At 36.8% G+C, this 16,188-nt stretch carries 17 protein-coding genes; 3 read left to right on the top strand and 14 right to left on the bottom strand.

Annotated features, from left to right (window positions below; genetic code table 11):
* The first annotated feature begins 41 nt into the window (after positions 1-41).
* Entirely contained in the window at positions 42-791 is a 750-nt protein-coding gene (locus VF726_RS19100) for a (S)-benzoin forming benzil reductase (protein WP_440171176.1), read from the top strand.
* A gap of 34 nt (positions 792-825) precedes the next feature.
* On the opposite strand, the gene VF726_RS19105 is transcribed toward VF726_RS19100, so the two are convergent.
* From VF726_RS19105 to VF726_RS19130, 6 genes are all read right to left on the bottom strand, one after another.
* Positions 826-1,659 (bottom strand): GNAT family N-acetyltransferase, encoded by an 834-nt coding sequence (locus tag VF726_RS19105; RefSeq protein ID WP_440171178.1) that lies wholly within the window; start codon positions 1,657-1,659, stop codon positions 826-828.
* Between the two features lie 66 nt (positions 1,660-1,725).
* Entirely contained in the window at positions 1,726-3,252 is a 1,527-nt protein-coding gene (gene argH / locus VF726_RS19110; RefSeq protein ID WP_440171180.1) for an argininosuccinate lyase, read from the bottom strand.
* Positions 3,253-3,486: 234 nt separating this feature from the next.
* On the bottom strand, positions 3,487-4,596 hold the full coding sequence (locus VF726_RS19115) for a serine hydrolase (protein WP_098346112.1): 1,110 nt from the start codon (positions 4,594-4,596) through the stop codon (positions 3,487-3,489).
* Positions 4,597-4,713: 117 nt separating this feature from the next.
* Positions 4,714-5,694, bottom strand: coding sequence for a nucleoside hydrolase (locus VF726_RS19120; protein ID WP_142321018.1), 981 nt, complete (start codon positions 5,692-5,694; stop codon positions 4,714-4,716).
* A 74-nt stretch (positions 5,695-5,768) separates the two neighbouring features.
* Positions 5,769-7,202: a sodium/pantothenate symporter gene (gene panF, locus VF726_RS19125; RefSeq protein WP_440171183.1), complete on the bottom strand. Its 1,434-nt coding sequence runs from the start codon at positions 7,200-7,202 to the stop codon at positions 5,769-5,771.
* 3 nt (positions 7,203-7,205) lie between these two features.
* Positions 7,206-7,484, bottom strand: coding sequence for a YhdT family protein (locus VF726_RS19130; RefSeq protein WP_000800722.1), 279 nt, complete (start codon positions 7,482-7,484; stop codon positions 7,206-7,208).
* Positions 7,485-7,756: 272 nt separating this feature from the next.
* On the opposite strand from VF726_RS19130, the gene dhaS reads away from it, so the two are divergent.
* Positions 7,757-9,241 (top strand): aldehyde dehydrogenase DhaS, encoded by a 1,485-nt coding sequence (gene dhaS, locus VF726_RS19135; protein WP_440171185.1) that lies wholly within the window; start codon positions 7,757-7,759, stop codon positions 9,239-9,241.
* Between the two features lie 52 nt (positions 9,242-9,293).
* Here dhaS and fabG read toward each other — a convergent pair whose 3' ends face one another.
* Entirely contained in the window at positions 9,294-10,034 is a 741-nt protein-coding gene (gene fabG, locus VF726_RS19140) for a 3-oxoacyl-ACP reductase FabG (RefSeq protein WP_048527645.1), read from the bottom strand.
* Between the two features lie 284 nt (positions 10,035-10,318).
* Here fabG and VF726_RS19145 point away from each other — a divergent pair, with 284 nt between their 5' ends.
* The gene (locus VF726_RS19145) at positions 10,319-10,468 is read left to right on the top strand and encodes a YfhD family protein (RefSeq protein ID WP_440171187.1); all 150 of its coding nucleotides are present in this window, start codon (positions 10,319-10,321) and stop codon (positions 10,466-10,468) included.
* A gap of 72 nt (positions 10,469-10,540) precedes the next feature.
* Here VF726_RS19145 and VF726_RS19150 read toward each other — a convergent pair whose 3' ends face one another.
* The 7 genes from VF726_RS19150 to VF726_RS19180 all read right to left on the bottom strand — a co-directional run bounded on the left by VF726_RS19150 (position 10,541) and on the right by VF726_RS19180 (position 16,176).
* Positions 10,541-12,394, bottom strand: a complete 1,854-nt coding sequence (locus tag VF726_RS19150) for a terpene cyclase/mutase family protein (RefSeq protein ID WP_440171189.1) — start codon at positions 12,392-12,394, stop codon at positions 10,541-10,543.
* A gap of 99 nt (positions 12,395-12,493) precedes the next feature.
* Complete coding sequence (locus tag VF726_RS19155) at positions 12,494-12,919, bottom strand: divergent PAP2 family protein (RefSeq protein WP_000447823.1); 426 nt, start codon at positions 12,917-12,919, stop codon at positions 12,494-12,496.
* Positions 12,920-12,996: 77 nt separating this feature from the next.
* Complete coding sequence (rarD, locus tag VF726_RS19160; RefSeq protein ID WP_000535531.1) at positions 12,997-13,938, bottom strand: EamA family transporter RarD; 942 nt, start codon at positions 13,936-13,938, stop codon at positions 12,997-12,999.
* 91 nt (positions 13,939-14,029) lie between these two features.
* The gene (locus VF726_RS19165; protein WP_440171192.1) at positions 14,030-14,278 is read right to left on the bottom strand and encodes a DUF1294 domain-containing protein; all 249 of its coding nucleotides are present in this window, start codon (positions 14,276-14,278) and stop codon (positions 14,030-14,032) included.
* A gap of 168 nt (positions 14,279-14,446) precedes the next feature.
* Positions 14,447-14,845, bottom strand: a complete 399-nt coding sequence (locus VF726_RS19170) for a hypothetical protein (protein ID WP_440171194.1) — start codon at positions 14,843-14,845, stop codon at positions 14,447-14,449.
* A 42-nt stretch (positions 14,846-14,887) separates the two neighbouring features.
* Entirely contained in the window at positions 14,888-15,112 is a 225-nt protein-coding gene (locus VF726_RS19175; protein ID WP_440171196.1) for a hypothetical protein, read from the bottom strand.
* Positions 15,113-15,126: 14 nt separating this feature from the next.
* Positions 15,127-16,176 carry a P-loop NTPase gene (locus VF726_RS19180; protein WP_440171198.1) on the bottom strand — a complete coding sequence of 350 codons (1,050 nt, stop codon included), beginning with the start codon at positions 16,174-16,176 and terminating at the stop codon, positions 15,127-15,129.
* Positions 16,177-16,188: the final 12 nt, after the last annotated feature.

The following is a 16,188-nucleotide window of genomic DNA, read 5'->3' on the forward strand; positions in this document are numbered from 1 at the left end:
TCCAACAAAATTCCGCACATACGAGAGGAGCTTACTGCACTATGCGTTATGTTATCGTAACAGGAACTTCACAAGGTTTAGGCGAGGCAATCGCCGCGCAATTGTTAGAAGAAAACACGAGCATCATCTCTATTTCTAGAAGAGAAAATAAAGAACTTACAAAACTTGCACAGCAATATAACAGCAATTGCGTTTTTCATTCCCTAGATCTTCAAGATGTACATAACTTAGAAACTAACTTTAAAGAGATCATTTCATCTATTAAAAAAGACAATGTATCCTCTATTCATTTAATTAATAATGCGGGCACAGTTGCTCCTATGAAGCCAATTGAAAAAGCAGAAAGTGAACAATTCATTACGAACGTTCACATTAATTTACTTGCACCGATGATCCTTACTTCTACTTTCATGAAACATACGAAAGACTGGAAAGTAGATAAACGTGTTATAAACATTTCATCTGGTGCAGGGAAAAATCCTTATTTTGGATGGGGCGCTTATTGTACAACGAAAGCTGGTGTAAATATGTTTACACAATGCGTAGCAACCGAAGAAACAGAAAAAGAATATCCAGTAAAAATCGTCGCATTTGCACCTGGTGTTGTTGATACAAGTATGCAAGCACAAATTCGTGAAACAAATAAAGAAGACTTCATAAATTTAGACCGCTTTATCGCACTAAAAGCAGAAGGAAAACTACTATCACCTGAATACGTTGCGAAAGCAATTCGTAGCTTACTAGAAACTGAGAATTTCCCGCAAGGTGAAGTCATTCGAATTGATGAATAACAAAGAGGCACGCTCTCATAGCGTGCCTTTCATTTTATTTCTCTAAAAATATAAGCACAGACTCCGCAATTTGTTCATAACCAATTTCTTGATAAATTTTATTCGATGTAGGATTCGCTAGATCAGTATATAACGTAGTCGTCTTGTATCCTTCATCTAACATACGTTGACTAAGTGCCGCTACGCAATTAGATGCGTATCCTTTTTTCCTTGCTTCTTTCGGCGTATACACGAAATTAACTGTTATATTATTTTTAGTTGGACGTGTTTTTGCAGCTACAGAAACAAGCTTCCCGTCTACTTCTAAACCAAATAGACGACGGTTCGTAATTAATGTATGAGCGGTTTGTTTCGCTTCTTCTTTCGTAGTAGGAAGCTTCACATCTTCGCAAAATTGATATATCCACTGTTCTATTAATGGTAGCTCCTCACTACGTACTTCTCGAAAGATTCCATCTCCGTTCCACTTTTTCTGTACTTGTTTTAATTCATATACACCTTGCTCCATTGCAACAATAATTTTTTTCTGTTCTAACATCGCAATCTTTTTCGCTAATTTCTGTACAACTTTCTTATTACCAATCAATCCAGGAACATTTGGATATACTTTCGTTAATTTTTTTGCAAGTTCCACGATGCCCTCTTCCGCAATTTCAGACGTAGCAACAATGATTTGTTTCTTCTCTTCTGTTTGAAGAAATACAACCGCTATTTCTTCCTCTTGTTTTGCTACCCCCATAAATATCGGTTGTTGGATCATTTGTAATACACCTAATATGAGATTATTTTCCTGCTCATTCTTTTCTAAAAATGGCGTAACCTCTTCTTTAAAAGTAAGAGTCTCTTCATATACATGTAATTGAATCATCGACAATCTCTTCTCTCTATTTATAGTTTCATTTAATATTGGCGATTAATTCATTAAATCCCTCTTTTACGATTCAATAATATTCGAGGCTAACGTATTCAAATCATTTTCAGCTTGTAAAATTCTCTGTTTTTCTTTTTCAAATACCGCTTCTTCTTTTTGAAATGACTCTTTTCGATTATTAATCATGCGCTCCATTTCTTTTTTACTCGGTCCACCGTATACATTTCTTTTTTGAATGAAAGCTTCTGGCGATACAATCTCTTCCCACTCGTTTTCTAATAGCTGTATTTTATAATTTTCTTGTAAGTATATATTTACATCTTTTACATGTAATTCATGTAGCTCCTTTTTCTGCTCCAATGACATATTTGCAATAACACTCGCTGCATGATGTGCATGCCGAAATGGAATGCCATAGTTTTTCGTTAAAACATCTGCGAAATCTGTAATCGTAATTGCATGTTTATAAGAACGGCTTTTTAACGTTTCTTCTTCTACTTTCATCGTTCGAATGACCGCATTCATAATACAAAAAACACGAATGGTCTTTTCAATTCCTTTATATAAATACGGCTGCAAATCATCTTCTGTATCGACAATATCACCAAATGGTGTATTATGAATCATTTGAAATACTGTAAATGCCTCCCCTAAAGCACTACTCGTGATCGCACGGGCATGTTCAATGGAAACTGGATTTCGCTTTTGCGGCATAATACTACTAATTTGTACATATGGCTTTGCAACAGTAATACCATCATATTCTTTCGTCGCTAATAGTAAGAAGTCATGAATCCATCTACTCGTATTCGTCATCATTACCATAAGTAACGAGCTAACTTCTAATAAATAATCCGCTCCAGCAACAGCATCATATGAATTCTCAATTACATTTGTAAATCCAAGTAAATAGGCCACTCGCTCCCGTTTGATTGAGAAACTTGTTGTAGAAAGCGCAGCGGCTCCCATTGGGGACTGATTTAAAAATTTGTACGTTTTTTTCATGCGTTCTAAATCTCTCTGCATCGTATCATAAATCGCTAACGTATAATGACCAAATGTTGTTGGCTGCGCTGGTTGTGTATGTGTATAAGCTGGCATAATCGTTTCCTTATGATCATCGGCAAGTTGCAGCATACTTTCTTGCAATAACAAATGATGCTCCATTAATCGTAATACATACCGTCTTAAACTCATGCGATACATCGTTACACCCATATCATTTCTACTTCTACCAATATGCATATTACTTACAAAATCGCTTTTTGCTTCTTGAGAAATTAAATGTTCCACTAAAAAAAAGAGATCTTCATGCTGCTCTGTATAGAGCAATTGCTCTTCTGGAATTCCCTCTACCTTTTTTAATGCTTGTAGTATAACTTTGGCTTCTTCCTTTTTCATTAAATTTTCTTCCATCAGCATCGTAATATGCGCTTTATGCACTTGAAACATATCTTTTAATAAGCAATTTCTTTGAAAATGAAATACCTGTTGTAATACACAATCCACATATGTTTTCCCAGGGAAATCAGCGCCTTCACTCTTTATAAACTCTTCCTTACTTTGTTTCATCACCTTTTCCCCTCTCACCTAAGTATTACTACCCATCATACCCAGAGATAGGAAAAAAGTGCTTGTACATAAAGTGAAACTTTAATCAGTGGGGTTTTCTTCATCCCCCACTGATTATTATTTGAACCAATCGGGCTTTTAAGGGCAGCCCGACCCCCACCTAACTTCTTTGCTTTCGCTGAATTTTGAGGTGGGGGTCTTACTGCCCGTTAAAGCGGGATAAAAATAAACTCGGTGCTCTCTGCACCGAGTTTATTTAATAAAAGTCGCATCATACTTATCACTTTGCAACACTTGGAAATGTAAGTTTGCTAAATGTTTACGTATTTCTGCACTGTCGTCCTCATTTAAATTATTTGCTAAAAACACTATTTCTGTACAGTTCCCGCGTTTATCCATTGCATAAACTGCTTTTGTAACTGTCCATGGCGTATAACCATTTTTTTGCCCTGCATGTCTAAATGTTTTACGATATTTCTTAGCGCTCATATCTGTTTCAACAATATTCGCCCACACTTTTTCTTCGGCTTCTGTTAGGCCACCTTTATGATTTGCCTTTTGAAGCAGTACCATATAATCGTTTGCAGAAGCTGCTGGTAATCGATCTGACCAAATTTTATCGTAACGTTCCTCTAAATAAAGAGGAATTTCCTTCTGCAATAATGGTCCCTTCTTTTTTAAGCGTTCATGAATAATCATCGCGTATTCACGATATTGTTCTTGAGACATTTCTTTTAACTTTTTCTCTACTTTATATTTCGGAACATGTAGTTCTTTATGCAAATATCCAGGGATGTATAAAGATGAAACAATCGGAAATAGCGGCTGATGTGCTGGAAGCGATAAACTTTGTAAATTACGATTAATATTATCTAATCCTAACACTTCCATTAAATATTCAGCATTCGCATTCGAACTAAACTTAACCATTCCTTTTGCCACTTCTTCTAAAGAAACTGCTCCTTCTGTTATCTTGTCTGTCTTTTGCAAATACCTTTGCCATCTATCTTGTGCACCGCCATCTGTATTCGGTACGTAATAACGATTCACATCATTTATGGAAACGAAACTAGATGGATCAATTTTCCCTTCTGTAACTTGTTTCGTATATTCAAGCGCCACGATTAATTTCATCGTACTCGCAACTGGCAATACAACATTTGGATTTACAGAATAAACAACTTTATCATTTCTCTTTACTAGAAGCGCGCTATTTTTTTCATCTTTATGTTCTTCAATAAAAGATGCGATATACTGCGCATCATCATTATTTGAGCTCCATACTTTTTTCACTAAAAAATTACCCGATATTAGCAAAACGAAAATACCCACAATTACTGCGCATACTATAGTTTTTTTCAAGTAAAATTCCTCTCCTATTGTGTAACTCTTCTCTATTTATCTCTTATAAACAAAATAGTGGAGATGATTATTTTAGTAATCATCTCCACTATTTTAACTTGTATCCTCTTATTATGTCTACGTCATAATTTTGACGAAGTCTTCGAGAAACTTTTTATATTGTAATGACCAACCTATTCGAACCCAATTCTTTAAAGCTTTTGCATCAGGTTGAGGCCGAAAATCAGCAATACTTTCCCCCTTTGCAATCCCTACTGTATCTACATCGACACGGCGGTATACATAGTCCAAAATAGACGGATTTGCCGCAACCATCATTGTGACAACGTCATGCACTGGACTTCCTTTTATTTTCGGATTTAGCTTTCTATAAGCTTTATAATAATACGTAAAAATAGGTTCAATTAATTTATTAAAATTCGTTTTAGAATGTTTCGTAATGTAATTCACCATCTCTGGCGTAATAATTGCTTCAGATGTAACGTTAAGTGGCACTAATGTCACATTCTTGGCGTTTTGCATCACTAATTGTGACGCAATTGGATCACCATGAAAATTCGCCTCTGCGACTGGTGTCACATTGCCAGGCATTAAAAAAGCGCCACCCATTATATAATATTCTTTCACATACTTCATCATTGGCTTTTGCAAAATAAACGCTGTCGCAAGTGTCGTTGACCTGCCGGCATCAACAATGATTAATTCTCCTTTATATTTTTCAAGAATATCAAAAAACTCACAAAAAGGCTTTATATTCGGAGAAAGATTTTTTGGAGGACGAATTGGTCCTAAACCTTCTGCCCCGTGAATTTCCGGATAATATGTTGTAATATCTCCAGATAAAGGAATCTTCGCACCATTAATAACTGGTATATCTTCCCTTCCTGCTAACTGCAATAAATATGCTGCATTACTCGTCGCCTTTTCTTGCGTTACATTTCCATATCCCGTTACTACGCCGACAATATCAATATCAGGATGCAACAATCCATACATAATTGCTAAAGAGTCATCAATTCCCGGGTCTCCTAAAAATAATACTTTTTTCATCACCCTCAACTCCATCCCCTCAATTGTTATTAATTTATGAATAGTCATTGATATACAGAATAAAAAAGAACAAATTCATACGAAAAAACGCAGTCCTATAAGGACTACGTTCTTCATATAACCTATACTGTTTTTTTCACAGCACTCATACTTCCAATGATATAAGCGATAAACGCTAAGCAAATCGGGAAGACAACTGTATGTATACCGAATGGATTTGGATAGAAAAGATGGATGCACATATATGAACCTACCCCAACTAAAATAGAGGCAAGCGCTCCTGTTGCGTTTCCTTTCCTCCAATATAACCCTAATACGATCGGCCAAATGAATGCTGCTTCTAATCCACCGAAAGAAAATAAATTTAACCATATTAAAAAATCTGGTGGTTTAATTGCTGCTGCATAAACGAGCAGTCCTACAATACCAGTAATCCACAAACTTCCTTTTCTAATTGTACTGTCTGCTGCATCTTTATTTATGTAATTTACGTATATATCTTTAATAATTGATGAACTTACAAGTAACAATAACGAATTTACTGTAGACATAATTGCTGCCATTGGTGCAGCTAAGAAAACTCCAGCTAGCCAAGGTGGCAACACTTCCATAGCGAGTAGCGGCATTACTTTATCTGGTACTGTTATACCGGGAAGTACGACTCGTGCAAACACACCTGTTAAATGCATACCAATCATAATTGTACCTACAACAATCGTTCCAATTATTAATGCTTGGTGCATAGCTTTTGAATTTTTATAAGACATAGCACGCACGCTAATTTGCGGTAAACCAACAACGCCAATTCCAATCAAAATCCAAAATGATGTCACATATGATTTCGTTAAACTACCATCCGCTCCGAATGGTGTAATTAAATTCGGATTAATTTGAACAAGTTCCTGCACAATCTTTTCAATTCCACCACCAGCAATGACAGTAGCAATTAAAATGATTGTCGTTCCAACTAACATAATGATACCTAATAACGTATCTGATAAAGCAACCGCACGGAATCCACCAATTAATACGTACACAAGTACAGAAAAAGTAAATAAAAATAGTGCCGTTGTATAGGAGAGACCCGTTAGTGACTCAATTAATCGACCACCGCCGACCCACTGAGCTACTGTTGCTGAAAATAAGAAAATAATAATACATAATGCAGAAAGTATAACAACTGCTTTATTATTATATCTTCCCTTTAAATAATCGATAAGAGTAATGGCTTCCATCTTCCTAGCGATAATTGCAAACTTTTTACCGATAACCGTTAAAACGATATACCCTGTTACAACTTGAATTGCAGATAGTAGCACCCATCCAAGCCCCATATTGTATGCAATACCAGGACCACCAATAAAACTACTTGCACTACCGTACGTAGCGATCATTGTCATTGCTAATAATAAACCGCCAAGCTCACGCCCACCAAGAAAATATTCTTGCAAAAATTTATTATTAGCAGTTGCTTGCACGCGTCTTGAAGCATATACACCAATTAAAAATACAACGATAAACGAAATTATCATTGGAATGATTACATACCAATTCATCTATTATTCCTCACTTTTTTCTTCCTCATCGAGTGAAATATCTTGAAATACAAAACGAACAACTAAACTAAGTAATATAACCATAACGATAAATCCAACGATACAGCTATAAAAAAACCATGCTGGAAAACCGAATACATATGTATATTCACTCGGATTTTTACTACCAAGCCCATAAGCAAATCCGTACCATATTATAAAATTGATAATAGCAAGTCCAAGACCGATTAACGCTTCTCTATGGGCAATCCGAAAGCGTGGATCATCATGATAATTCTTCATTTTCTCCCTCCTCTCACGATGTATTATTGTACCATTGTTCTTCTAGTTTTTCCTACTAGAAAGCAAAAACAAGCAGGATTTTTTATATTCATATAGAAGATTCTCTTACATTACATATTTTTTACAATTGTAACACAAATGAAATTTGAATTTTCAGTATTTGTTAATTATGATTTAAATTAGAGGCTTTCCATCTAGTTCCCACATCCTTGATTTCGGAATAAACGCCGTCTCGTACTGCGTTTACATTATATTTTCAAGGGGGTTATACAATGAGTCAACTAGCTGTAAATCTTCATGAAAAAGTAGAAAAGTTTCTTCAAGGTACAAAAAAGTTATATGTGAATGGATCTTTCGTTGAAAGCGCTTCCGGTAAGACGTTTAAAACACCTAACCCAGCAACTGGCGAAACGCTTGCTGTCGTTTCTGAGGCTGGTCGCGAAGATATTCATAAAGCTGTCGTTGCAGCTCGCATGGCTTTTGACGAAGGTCCTTGGTCACGTATGAGCACTGCTGAGCGCAGCCGTCTTATGTACAAATTAGCTGATTTAATGGAAGAACATAAAGAAGAGCTTGCACAGCTCGAAACGTTAGATAACGGAAAGCCAATCCGTGAAACAATGGCAGCAGACATACCACTCGCAATTGAACATATGCGCTATTATGCCGGCTGGGCTACGAAAATCGTTGGTCAAACAATTCCTGTTTCCGGTGATTACTTTAACTATACACGCCATGAAGCTGTTGGTGTCGTTGGTCAAATTATCCCTTGGAACTTCCCGCTTCTTATGGCAATGTGGAAAATGGGAGCAGCGCTTGCTACAGGATGTACAATCGTATTAAAACCTGCAGAACAAACTCCACTATCTGCTCTATACTTAGCTGAATTAATTGAAGAAGCTGGATTCCCGAAAGGCGTTATTAATATCGTTCCTGGATTCGGTGAATCAGCTGGACAAGCTCTCGTTAATCACCCACTTGTTGATAAAATTGCATTTACCGGTTCTACTCCAGTCGGTAAACAAATTATGCGACAAGCATCTGAAACATTAAAACGTGTTACTTTAGAGCTTGGTGGTAAATCACCAAACATTATTTTACCAGATGCCGACTTATCTCGTGCAATTCCTGGTGCACTTTCTGGTGTTATGTTTAACCAAGGACAAGTATGCTCTGCTGGATCACGCCTATTTGTTCCGAAGAAAATGTATGATAATGTCATGGCTGACCTTGTCCTTTACTCTAAAAAATTAAATCAAGGTGCTGGCTTAAGCCCAGAAACTACAATCGGTCCTCTCGTTTCTGAAGAACAACAAAAACGTGTAATGGGCTACATTGAAAAAGGAATTGAAGAAGGTGCTGAAGTACTTTGCGGAGGAAGTAACCCATTCGATCAAGGCTACTTCGTTTCTCCTACCGTATTCGCTGACGTAAATGATGAAATGACGATCGCAAAAGAAGAAATTTTCGGTCCAGTTATTTCTGCAATTCCGTTTAACGATATTGATGAAGTAATTGAACGTGCAAATAAATCACAATTCGGCTTAGCGGCTGGTGTGTGGACAGAAAATGTTAAAACAGCACACTATGTTGCAAGTAAAGTACGTGCTGGTACAGTATGGGTAAACTGTTATAACGTCTTTGATGCAGCATCTCCATTTGGAGGATTTAAACAGTCTGGTCTTGGTCGTGAAATGGGATCTTATGCATTAAATAACTATACAGAAGTGAAGAGCGTTTGGCTTAACTTAAATTAACGAAATAGAGAACCTGGCCTATACGGTCAGGTTCTTTTCATTATGTATGCCTTTAAACTTGCAGTCCCCCGCTCACATTCAATACTTCTCCTGTAATATAGGATGCGTATTCTGATGCTAAAAAGGCAGCTGCGTTCGCAATATCTTCTGGCGTTCCAATTCTACCAACTGGAATCGCGCCGACCATCTTTTCTTTCACTTTATCTGGTATCGTTTTTGTCATATCTGTATCCATAAATCCTGGACAAATCGCATTACATGTAATACCGAAACTTCCAACTTCTTTCGCTGCCGTTTTCGTTAAACCTACAACGCCTGCCTTCGTAGCTGCATAGTTTGCTTGACCTATGTTTCCTTCTCTACTAATTGAAGATATATTAATAATGCGTCCATATCCTTGTTGTCTCATATAAAGGAGAGCTGGTTGCATACAATAAAAAACTCCAGTTAAGTTCACTTGCAATACTTGTTCCCAAGCAGACTTCTCCATTTTATGTAACATTGCATCCCTTGTAATCCCGGCGTTATTCACCAAAATATGTAATGTTCCGAATTTTTGAACCGCATATTCAATTAACGACTTCGCTTCATTTTGATTACTCACATCACATCGATATAAGCTCACTTCATATCCTTCATCCGAGAACTCACGTGTCGTTTTTTGTAGCTTCTCTTCATTTACATCGCTAATTAATACTTTCGCCCCTAGTTTTGCATAAACCCTTGCAATCTCTTTTCCAATTCCCTGTGCAGCTCCTGTTACAACAGCTGTTTTCCCATTTAAAAACTCCATCCCTATCCCCCATTTCTATTACTTATACTGTATATTTCGGCTTTTTACTTTCCAATTCCTCTTTGTATAAAAAAGTCTGTTTGTGTCAAACTAACTTTGCAACGTCGCATAAAGTGAAACTTTAATCAGTGGGAGTTTTCTCCATCCCCGACTGATTATTAGTTGAACCAATCGGACTTTTATGGGCAGCCCGACCCCCAGCTAACTTCTTTGCTTTCGCTGAATTTTGAGGTGGGGGTCTTACTGCCCATTAAAGCGGGATAAACACAAGGAGATTGTGTCGAATGAACAAAAAAAATTTCAAGCAAAACAAAGCTGCTGATGGCATTGATGTTGAGTTCTCTCGTGAACTCGCTGACCACAATGACTTAGAAGCGAACGCACGTGCAAATGCCGCTGATGCACGTCAAAAACACCAGCCAACAGAAAAATAAGGAAAGCATAACCTTATTCTTTTCAACAGGGACCTACTACCCAACAAAATAAACCGAGAGATATCTCTCGGTTTATTTTCTATATTTTTTTATATAATGTGCCAAAGTAAGTAGCGGATATATATGAGCGTAGCTATGGTAATGAATATAAAACCCACCTGGTAAAGCCGTTCCAGTGGGATATTTTTCATTACCATTAGGGTTCGCAAGCAAATATGAAATACCTTTTCGAATAGTTGGTGTTTCTTTATTATAGTAAGAAATGAGAGCATCTAACGCCCATGCTGTTTGGGATGGTGTACTAAATGGTAAAGTAACGAACCTTTTCTCTACACTACTGTGGCAAGATTCTCCCCACCCACCATCTTCATGCTGTATATGTTCAAGCCATAAAGCTGCTCGTTTCAATGAAGGATTGCTAGATGGAATTCCGAGTGACCGTAAACCAGTCATAACAGCCCATGTACCATATATATAGCAAATCCCCCATTTCCCGTACCATGATCCATTTTCCTCTTGTACATTCATTAACCAATTTACCGCACTTTGTTTTTGTTTTTCAGACAATTCATTTTGCGCATATGTCCCGAAAAACTCTAACACTCTCCCTGTAATATCTGGTGTAGAAGGATCCGTTATCATATCGCTTGCGTTCTCGATTGGTAAATTTGCTAATATATTGCTCGTCACACCTTTTTCAAACGCTCCCCAGCCACCATCATTATTTTGTAATCCTTTAATCCAATTGACTCCTTTCTGCCAAGCGTTATCTACATTTTCGTTTCCTCCACTTCTTGCCAATGCCCTTAGCACAGCTGTTGTATCATCAATATCTGGAATAGTCGTATTCACATCCGAAAAACCCCAACCGCCTGGAGTAAGCGCCGGAGCATGTACGCTCCAATCAGCTTTTTTTGTATGCTGTTTTTTTAATAAATACGCTGATGCATGTTGAATCATCTTATTATCTTTCGGAACGTGGGCCTCTTGTAACGCATAGCTGAGTAAAGCCGTATCCCATACAGTTGAAGGAGAGTTTTGCAAATGATTTCCTCTTTCCATCTTCCATATATAAGACGTTATCCCAGTTATCGCTTTTTGAATCATTGATGATTGAAGAGAATGTCCTAACGCGAGTAAAGCATAAATCATATAAAACGAGGCAGTTGCGTAACTATATAACGTTCCATTTTCATCAATACGCTTTTTCATAAACCGTTCGACTTCCTCATATCCTTTATGATGTAACGAAAGTGGATACGATATAATTTGTTTTACATCACTTAATAACGTTTGAAATAACGGAGACCGATCCTCCCGAAACCATTCTCCGCCTCCGCCCGCAATGTGATTTAAATTTGGCAATAACTTTTTCCCTACTCGAAATCTTTTATTTAAACATAGCATCATCGGAATTAAATGGATACGTGCTGAGCTACTCAATTCAAATATACTGAAGGGGGAATCATCCTGTAGAAACATGATTGGTGTTGGTAAATGAAAGAACGAAGGATATTCATACTCTCCGTGAATTGCTAATAAAAACTTCGTCATAAAATGAGCACGCGCTACCCCGCCACGATCATTTATAAACATTTCCGCTCGCTTCATATTCGTATCTTCTGTTGTATATTTTTCCGAAGCAAGCAAGGCAGCATAAGATTGAATTGTAGCAGATAAATTACCACCCACTTCATCTTCATACAATTTCCATGTTCCTTCATTTGTTTGGAGTGATGCTAATCTTTTTACAAACGGTTCTATCTCTTTATCTCTACCTAATAATTTTAATAAAAAAATCATATGGCAATCTGTTAATGGAGCTCCTTCAAAACAAAACCGCCACGTACCATCTTGCCGTTGCATCGTTTGAAGTGCAGTTGTTCTTCTTACTATTTCTTCATGCACTTTTTCATATAATAGCAAGTTACTCACCCACCCTTTCGAAATCCGTATAACGATATTCAAAAAAGTCGCTGAATATGTATGAAAACAAAGAAAAGCAGAACATATAAAATGTTCTGCTCATAAACAATATCCTACCCCGACAATAATCCCTAATAAGGCACCGACTACTACTTCATACGGTGTATGCCCGACAAGTTCATTTAACTTCTTATATTCTGTTTGTCTACCGTGAAAAAACTCATTCAATATTTTCGCCTGTTTACTTACTGCAAGCCTTACTCCTGAAGCGTCATACATAACTATAATGGCAAAAATAGCAGCAATTGCAAATAAGGTGCTTTCCACACCTTCCACAACACCAACACCTGTAGCCAGTGCTGTAACAGTTGAAGCATGAGAACTTGGCATCCCACCTGAAGCGAAAAACTTTGCAAAATCAAATTCACCCGTTTTGACTAATTTAAAGACTACTTTCGTTAATTGTGCTAAAAACCATGAAATTACAGCGGCCATAAGCGGATCGTTATGTAAAATCGTTTCCACGTTCTCAGCTCCCTACTAGCTATAATGGAAATCCTATAGTATCAGTATAAAGAAAAATGCGTAGAAAATACTACGCATTATGATACTTTTGCTGATTTATTTTTTATAAATTTCGGTTGTTTCTGCACCAAGAACTTTGTTTTCGCTACCGAGAACACAAATAATGCAACCCATATACAGAAGAATGCAATCATATGAGTAGATGTGAAATGTTCACCAAATACGAATACACCTAAAATCAAACTAATTGTTGGTGCAATATATTGTAAAAACCCTACCATATAAAGCGGAATAAGTTGGGCTCCTTTTGCAAAATAAAAAAGTGGCAATGCTGTAACAATGCCCGCCCCTATTAATAGTAATGTCGATAACATTGAGATCGAGCCAAATGAGCCGAAACCATGTACTCCTGTCATTACTAAATAAATAATCGCAAACGGCGTCACTAACATCGTTTCCATCGTAAGTCCAATTGTCGCATCATAGTTTAACAATTTTTTCGTTAATCCATATAATCCAAATGAAAGGGCAAGTGATAAAGAAACCCATGGAATAGCCCCGAAACGTACTGTTAAAATGATAACCCCTACTCCAGCTAAACCAACTGCAACGTATTGCCAAAAGTTTAACTTTTCCTTTAAAACGACTGTACCAAGTAAAATACTAATAAGCGGATTAATATAATAGCCAAGACTTGCTTCAATGACATGATTATGATTAACGGCCCATATGTAGACAAACCAGTTTCCGCTAATCAAGACTGAAGCTATTGTTAATGACATTAATAATTTAGGTCGTTTAAAAAGATTCACGAACTCCCCAATAAACTGACGAAATCTCTTCGTAACACCTAATACGATTAACATAAACACGAACGCCCAAACGATGCGGTGTGCTAATATTTCATCTGCTGGGACTTCCTCAACCCATTTCCAATAGATTGGTAGTATTCCCCACATCGTATACGCACCAGCCGCATATATAATCCCTTTTTTTTGCTCTGCTGATTGACTCCCCATCTTCCTTTTTCTCCTCTTCTCATTTTTCTCCATTATACGGTCCCACGTGCTCACTTTACCAATAATCAATCTGCATTTCTTTCGACATTTCTCATACAGCAAAAAGTAAACATACTGTTATAACGACAAGTAACGGTATGCCGAAAACAAATTTCTTTTTATGAGTTTTATGGTGAAACATATACATACCAATCCAAGCACCAATTGCGCCCCCAGCTGCTGCTGATAAAAACAACGTACTTTCTGGCGTTCTCCACTGTTTCTTCTTCGCTTTTCGTTTATCAAGCCCCATAAGGCTAAAAGCTATAACGTTAATAATAATAAAATAAATCCATTTCATCGCTTTCTCTCCCTATGAAAAATTCGCTTAATGGTAACATGAAAAAACGATGGAAACAACTGAAGAACAGTTTTTATCAAACTATTTTAATTCGTTACCTTCATATTTACATAACCAATTAAAATCGCAGTTATAGCAATTAAATAGAAAGCTGTTATGAGCAGAATCTTATATTTCATTCCCTTCACCCACTACCATAGCATCGAAAAAACTTCCCTCAATCTCCTTCTCATCAAAATGAAGAACTATAATTAACCCTACATATAAAGAAACGAAATTTAAAAACCATTCCCCATTATCATCTTTCTTAGCTAAACATTTAAATATCTCTTGAAATTGCATACGCTCATCTGTCGCAACAACCGGTCGCACGCCAAAATATTTCAATACAAGATGTATGTTTAGCTGCACGGATAATGATAAAATATACTTTAATAGCTCCGTATAATAAGCAACATTTTTTTGACTATATAACTTCACAAGCTCTTGATGTAAAGTAGAAATCGATAATTCTTCTTTAGTCACTTTTGTTGCTTCTATCATTTCAATCATCTTTTTCATATCCATTACATTTACCCCTCCTGTTGCAAAACAAAGGCCAAAGTGTATTTATTTTATAATCAGCAATAATTGAGTATTTCTCGTCTCTCTTTCTTCCTCACTAACTAAGTCATATTTTTTTAAAAGATGAAATACATCATTTAACATTTTTTGCGAGTGATTACCTTGCAAAAAATTTTTTAACCCTTTAAAAACATCTTCAGATAAAAAACTCTTTTGACTTTCAAGTTTATTCATTACATCTTCAATAGAATGATCGATATTACACGCCATAAAAAATTCCTCCTCTATCCTTTATAAATAATATCTTCTGCTAACGATGTAAACACTTCTCCAACAAGAGAATCTTCATCATATACAGATGAACCGCTATTTTCTTCACGTTTTGCAAAAGGTACTTGCGCGATTACTTCTGTTTGCAATTGTTCTGCTAACATTTCGCCGCCGCCTTTTCCGAACAGATAATTTTTCGATCCATCTTGTTCTTCATAATAAGCCATGTTTTCCACAATACCTAAAATCTCGTGTTTCATATGTTTTGCCATTACGCCTACTCTAGATGCTACGAATGAAGCTACATTATGTGGTGTTGTAACGATAATTTCTTTCGCCTGCGGAATCATTGCTGCAACATCAATGGCAACATCTCCTGTACCAGGTGGTAAATCAAGAAGTAAATAATCTAATTCTCCCCAGTGTGTATTCGCAAGGAAGTTTTGAATCCATTTATTTAACATCGGTCCTCGCCACATAACCGGGTTATTTCCTTCTGTAAAAAATCCCATCGACATAATTTTCACACCGTGACTAACGACTGGAATTGCTGTTTGATCAATCATCGTAGGTTTTTGATTCGTTTCCATCATAGCTGGAATGCTAAAACCATATATATCTGCATCTAATATCCCCACTTTTTTGCCCATACGAGCTAAAGCAGTCGCAAGATTAATTGTCACTGTCGATTTTCCAACTCCACCTTTTCCGCTCGTTACAGTAATAAATCGCACCCCTGAATCAAGGCGAAGCATGCTCGGCATACCAGTTTCTGTTCTACTATTTTTCTTTAACTTCTCTGTTAACGCAGCTCGTTCTTCTTGTGTCATAGAGCCAAATGTCAAATCTACTTTCGATGCACCAATTGCCTGAAGAGACTCTTCCACGTCTTGTTGAATTTTTGCCTTTAATGGACAACCTTGAATTGTTAACACTACTTCAAGTTTAACCTCTGTTCCATTCATTTGTATATTTCTAACCATGTTTAACTCTACAATACTTTTGTGTAACTCCGGATCCTCCACATGTTTTAACGCGCTCATTATTTGTTCTTGAGTAATCATAAAACTCATCCC

The organism is Bacillus sp. Brlt_9 (assembly GCF_051948935.1).
In the GTDB taxonomy this organism is placed as follows: Bacteria; Bacillota; Bacilli; order Bacillales; family Bacillaceae_G; genus Bacillus_A.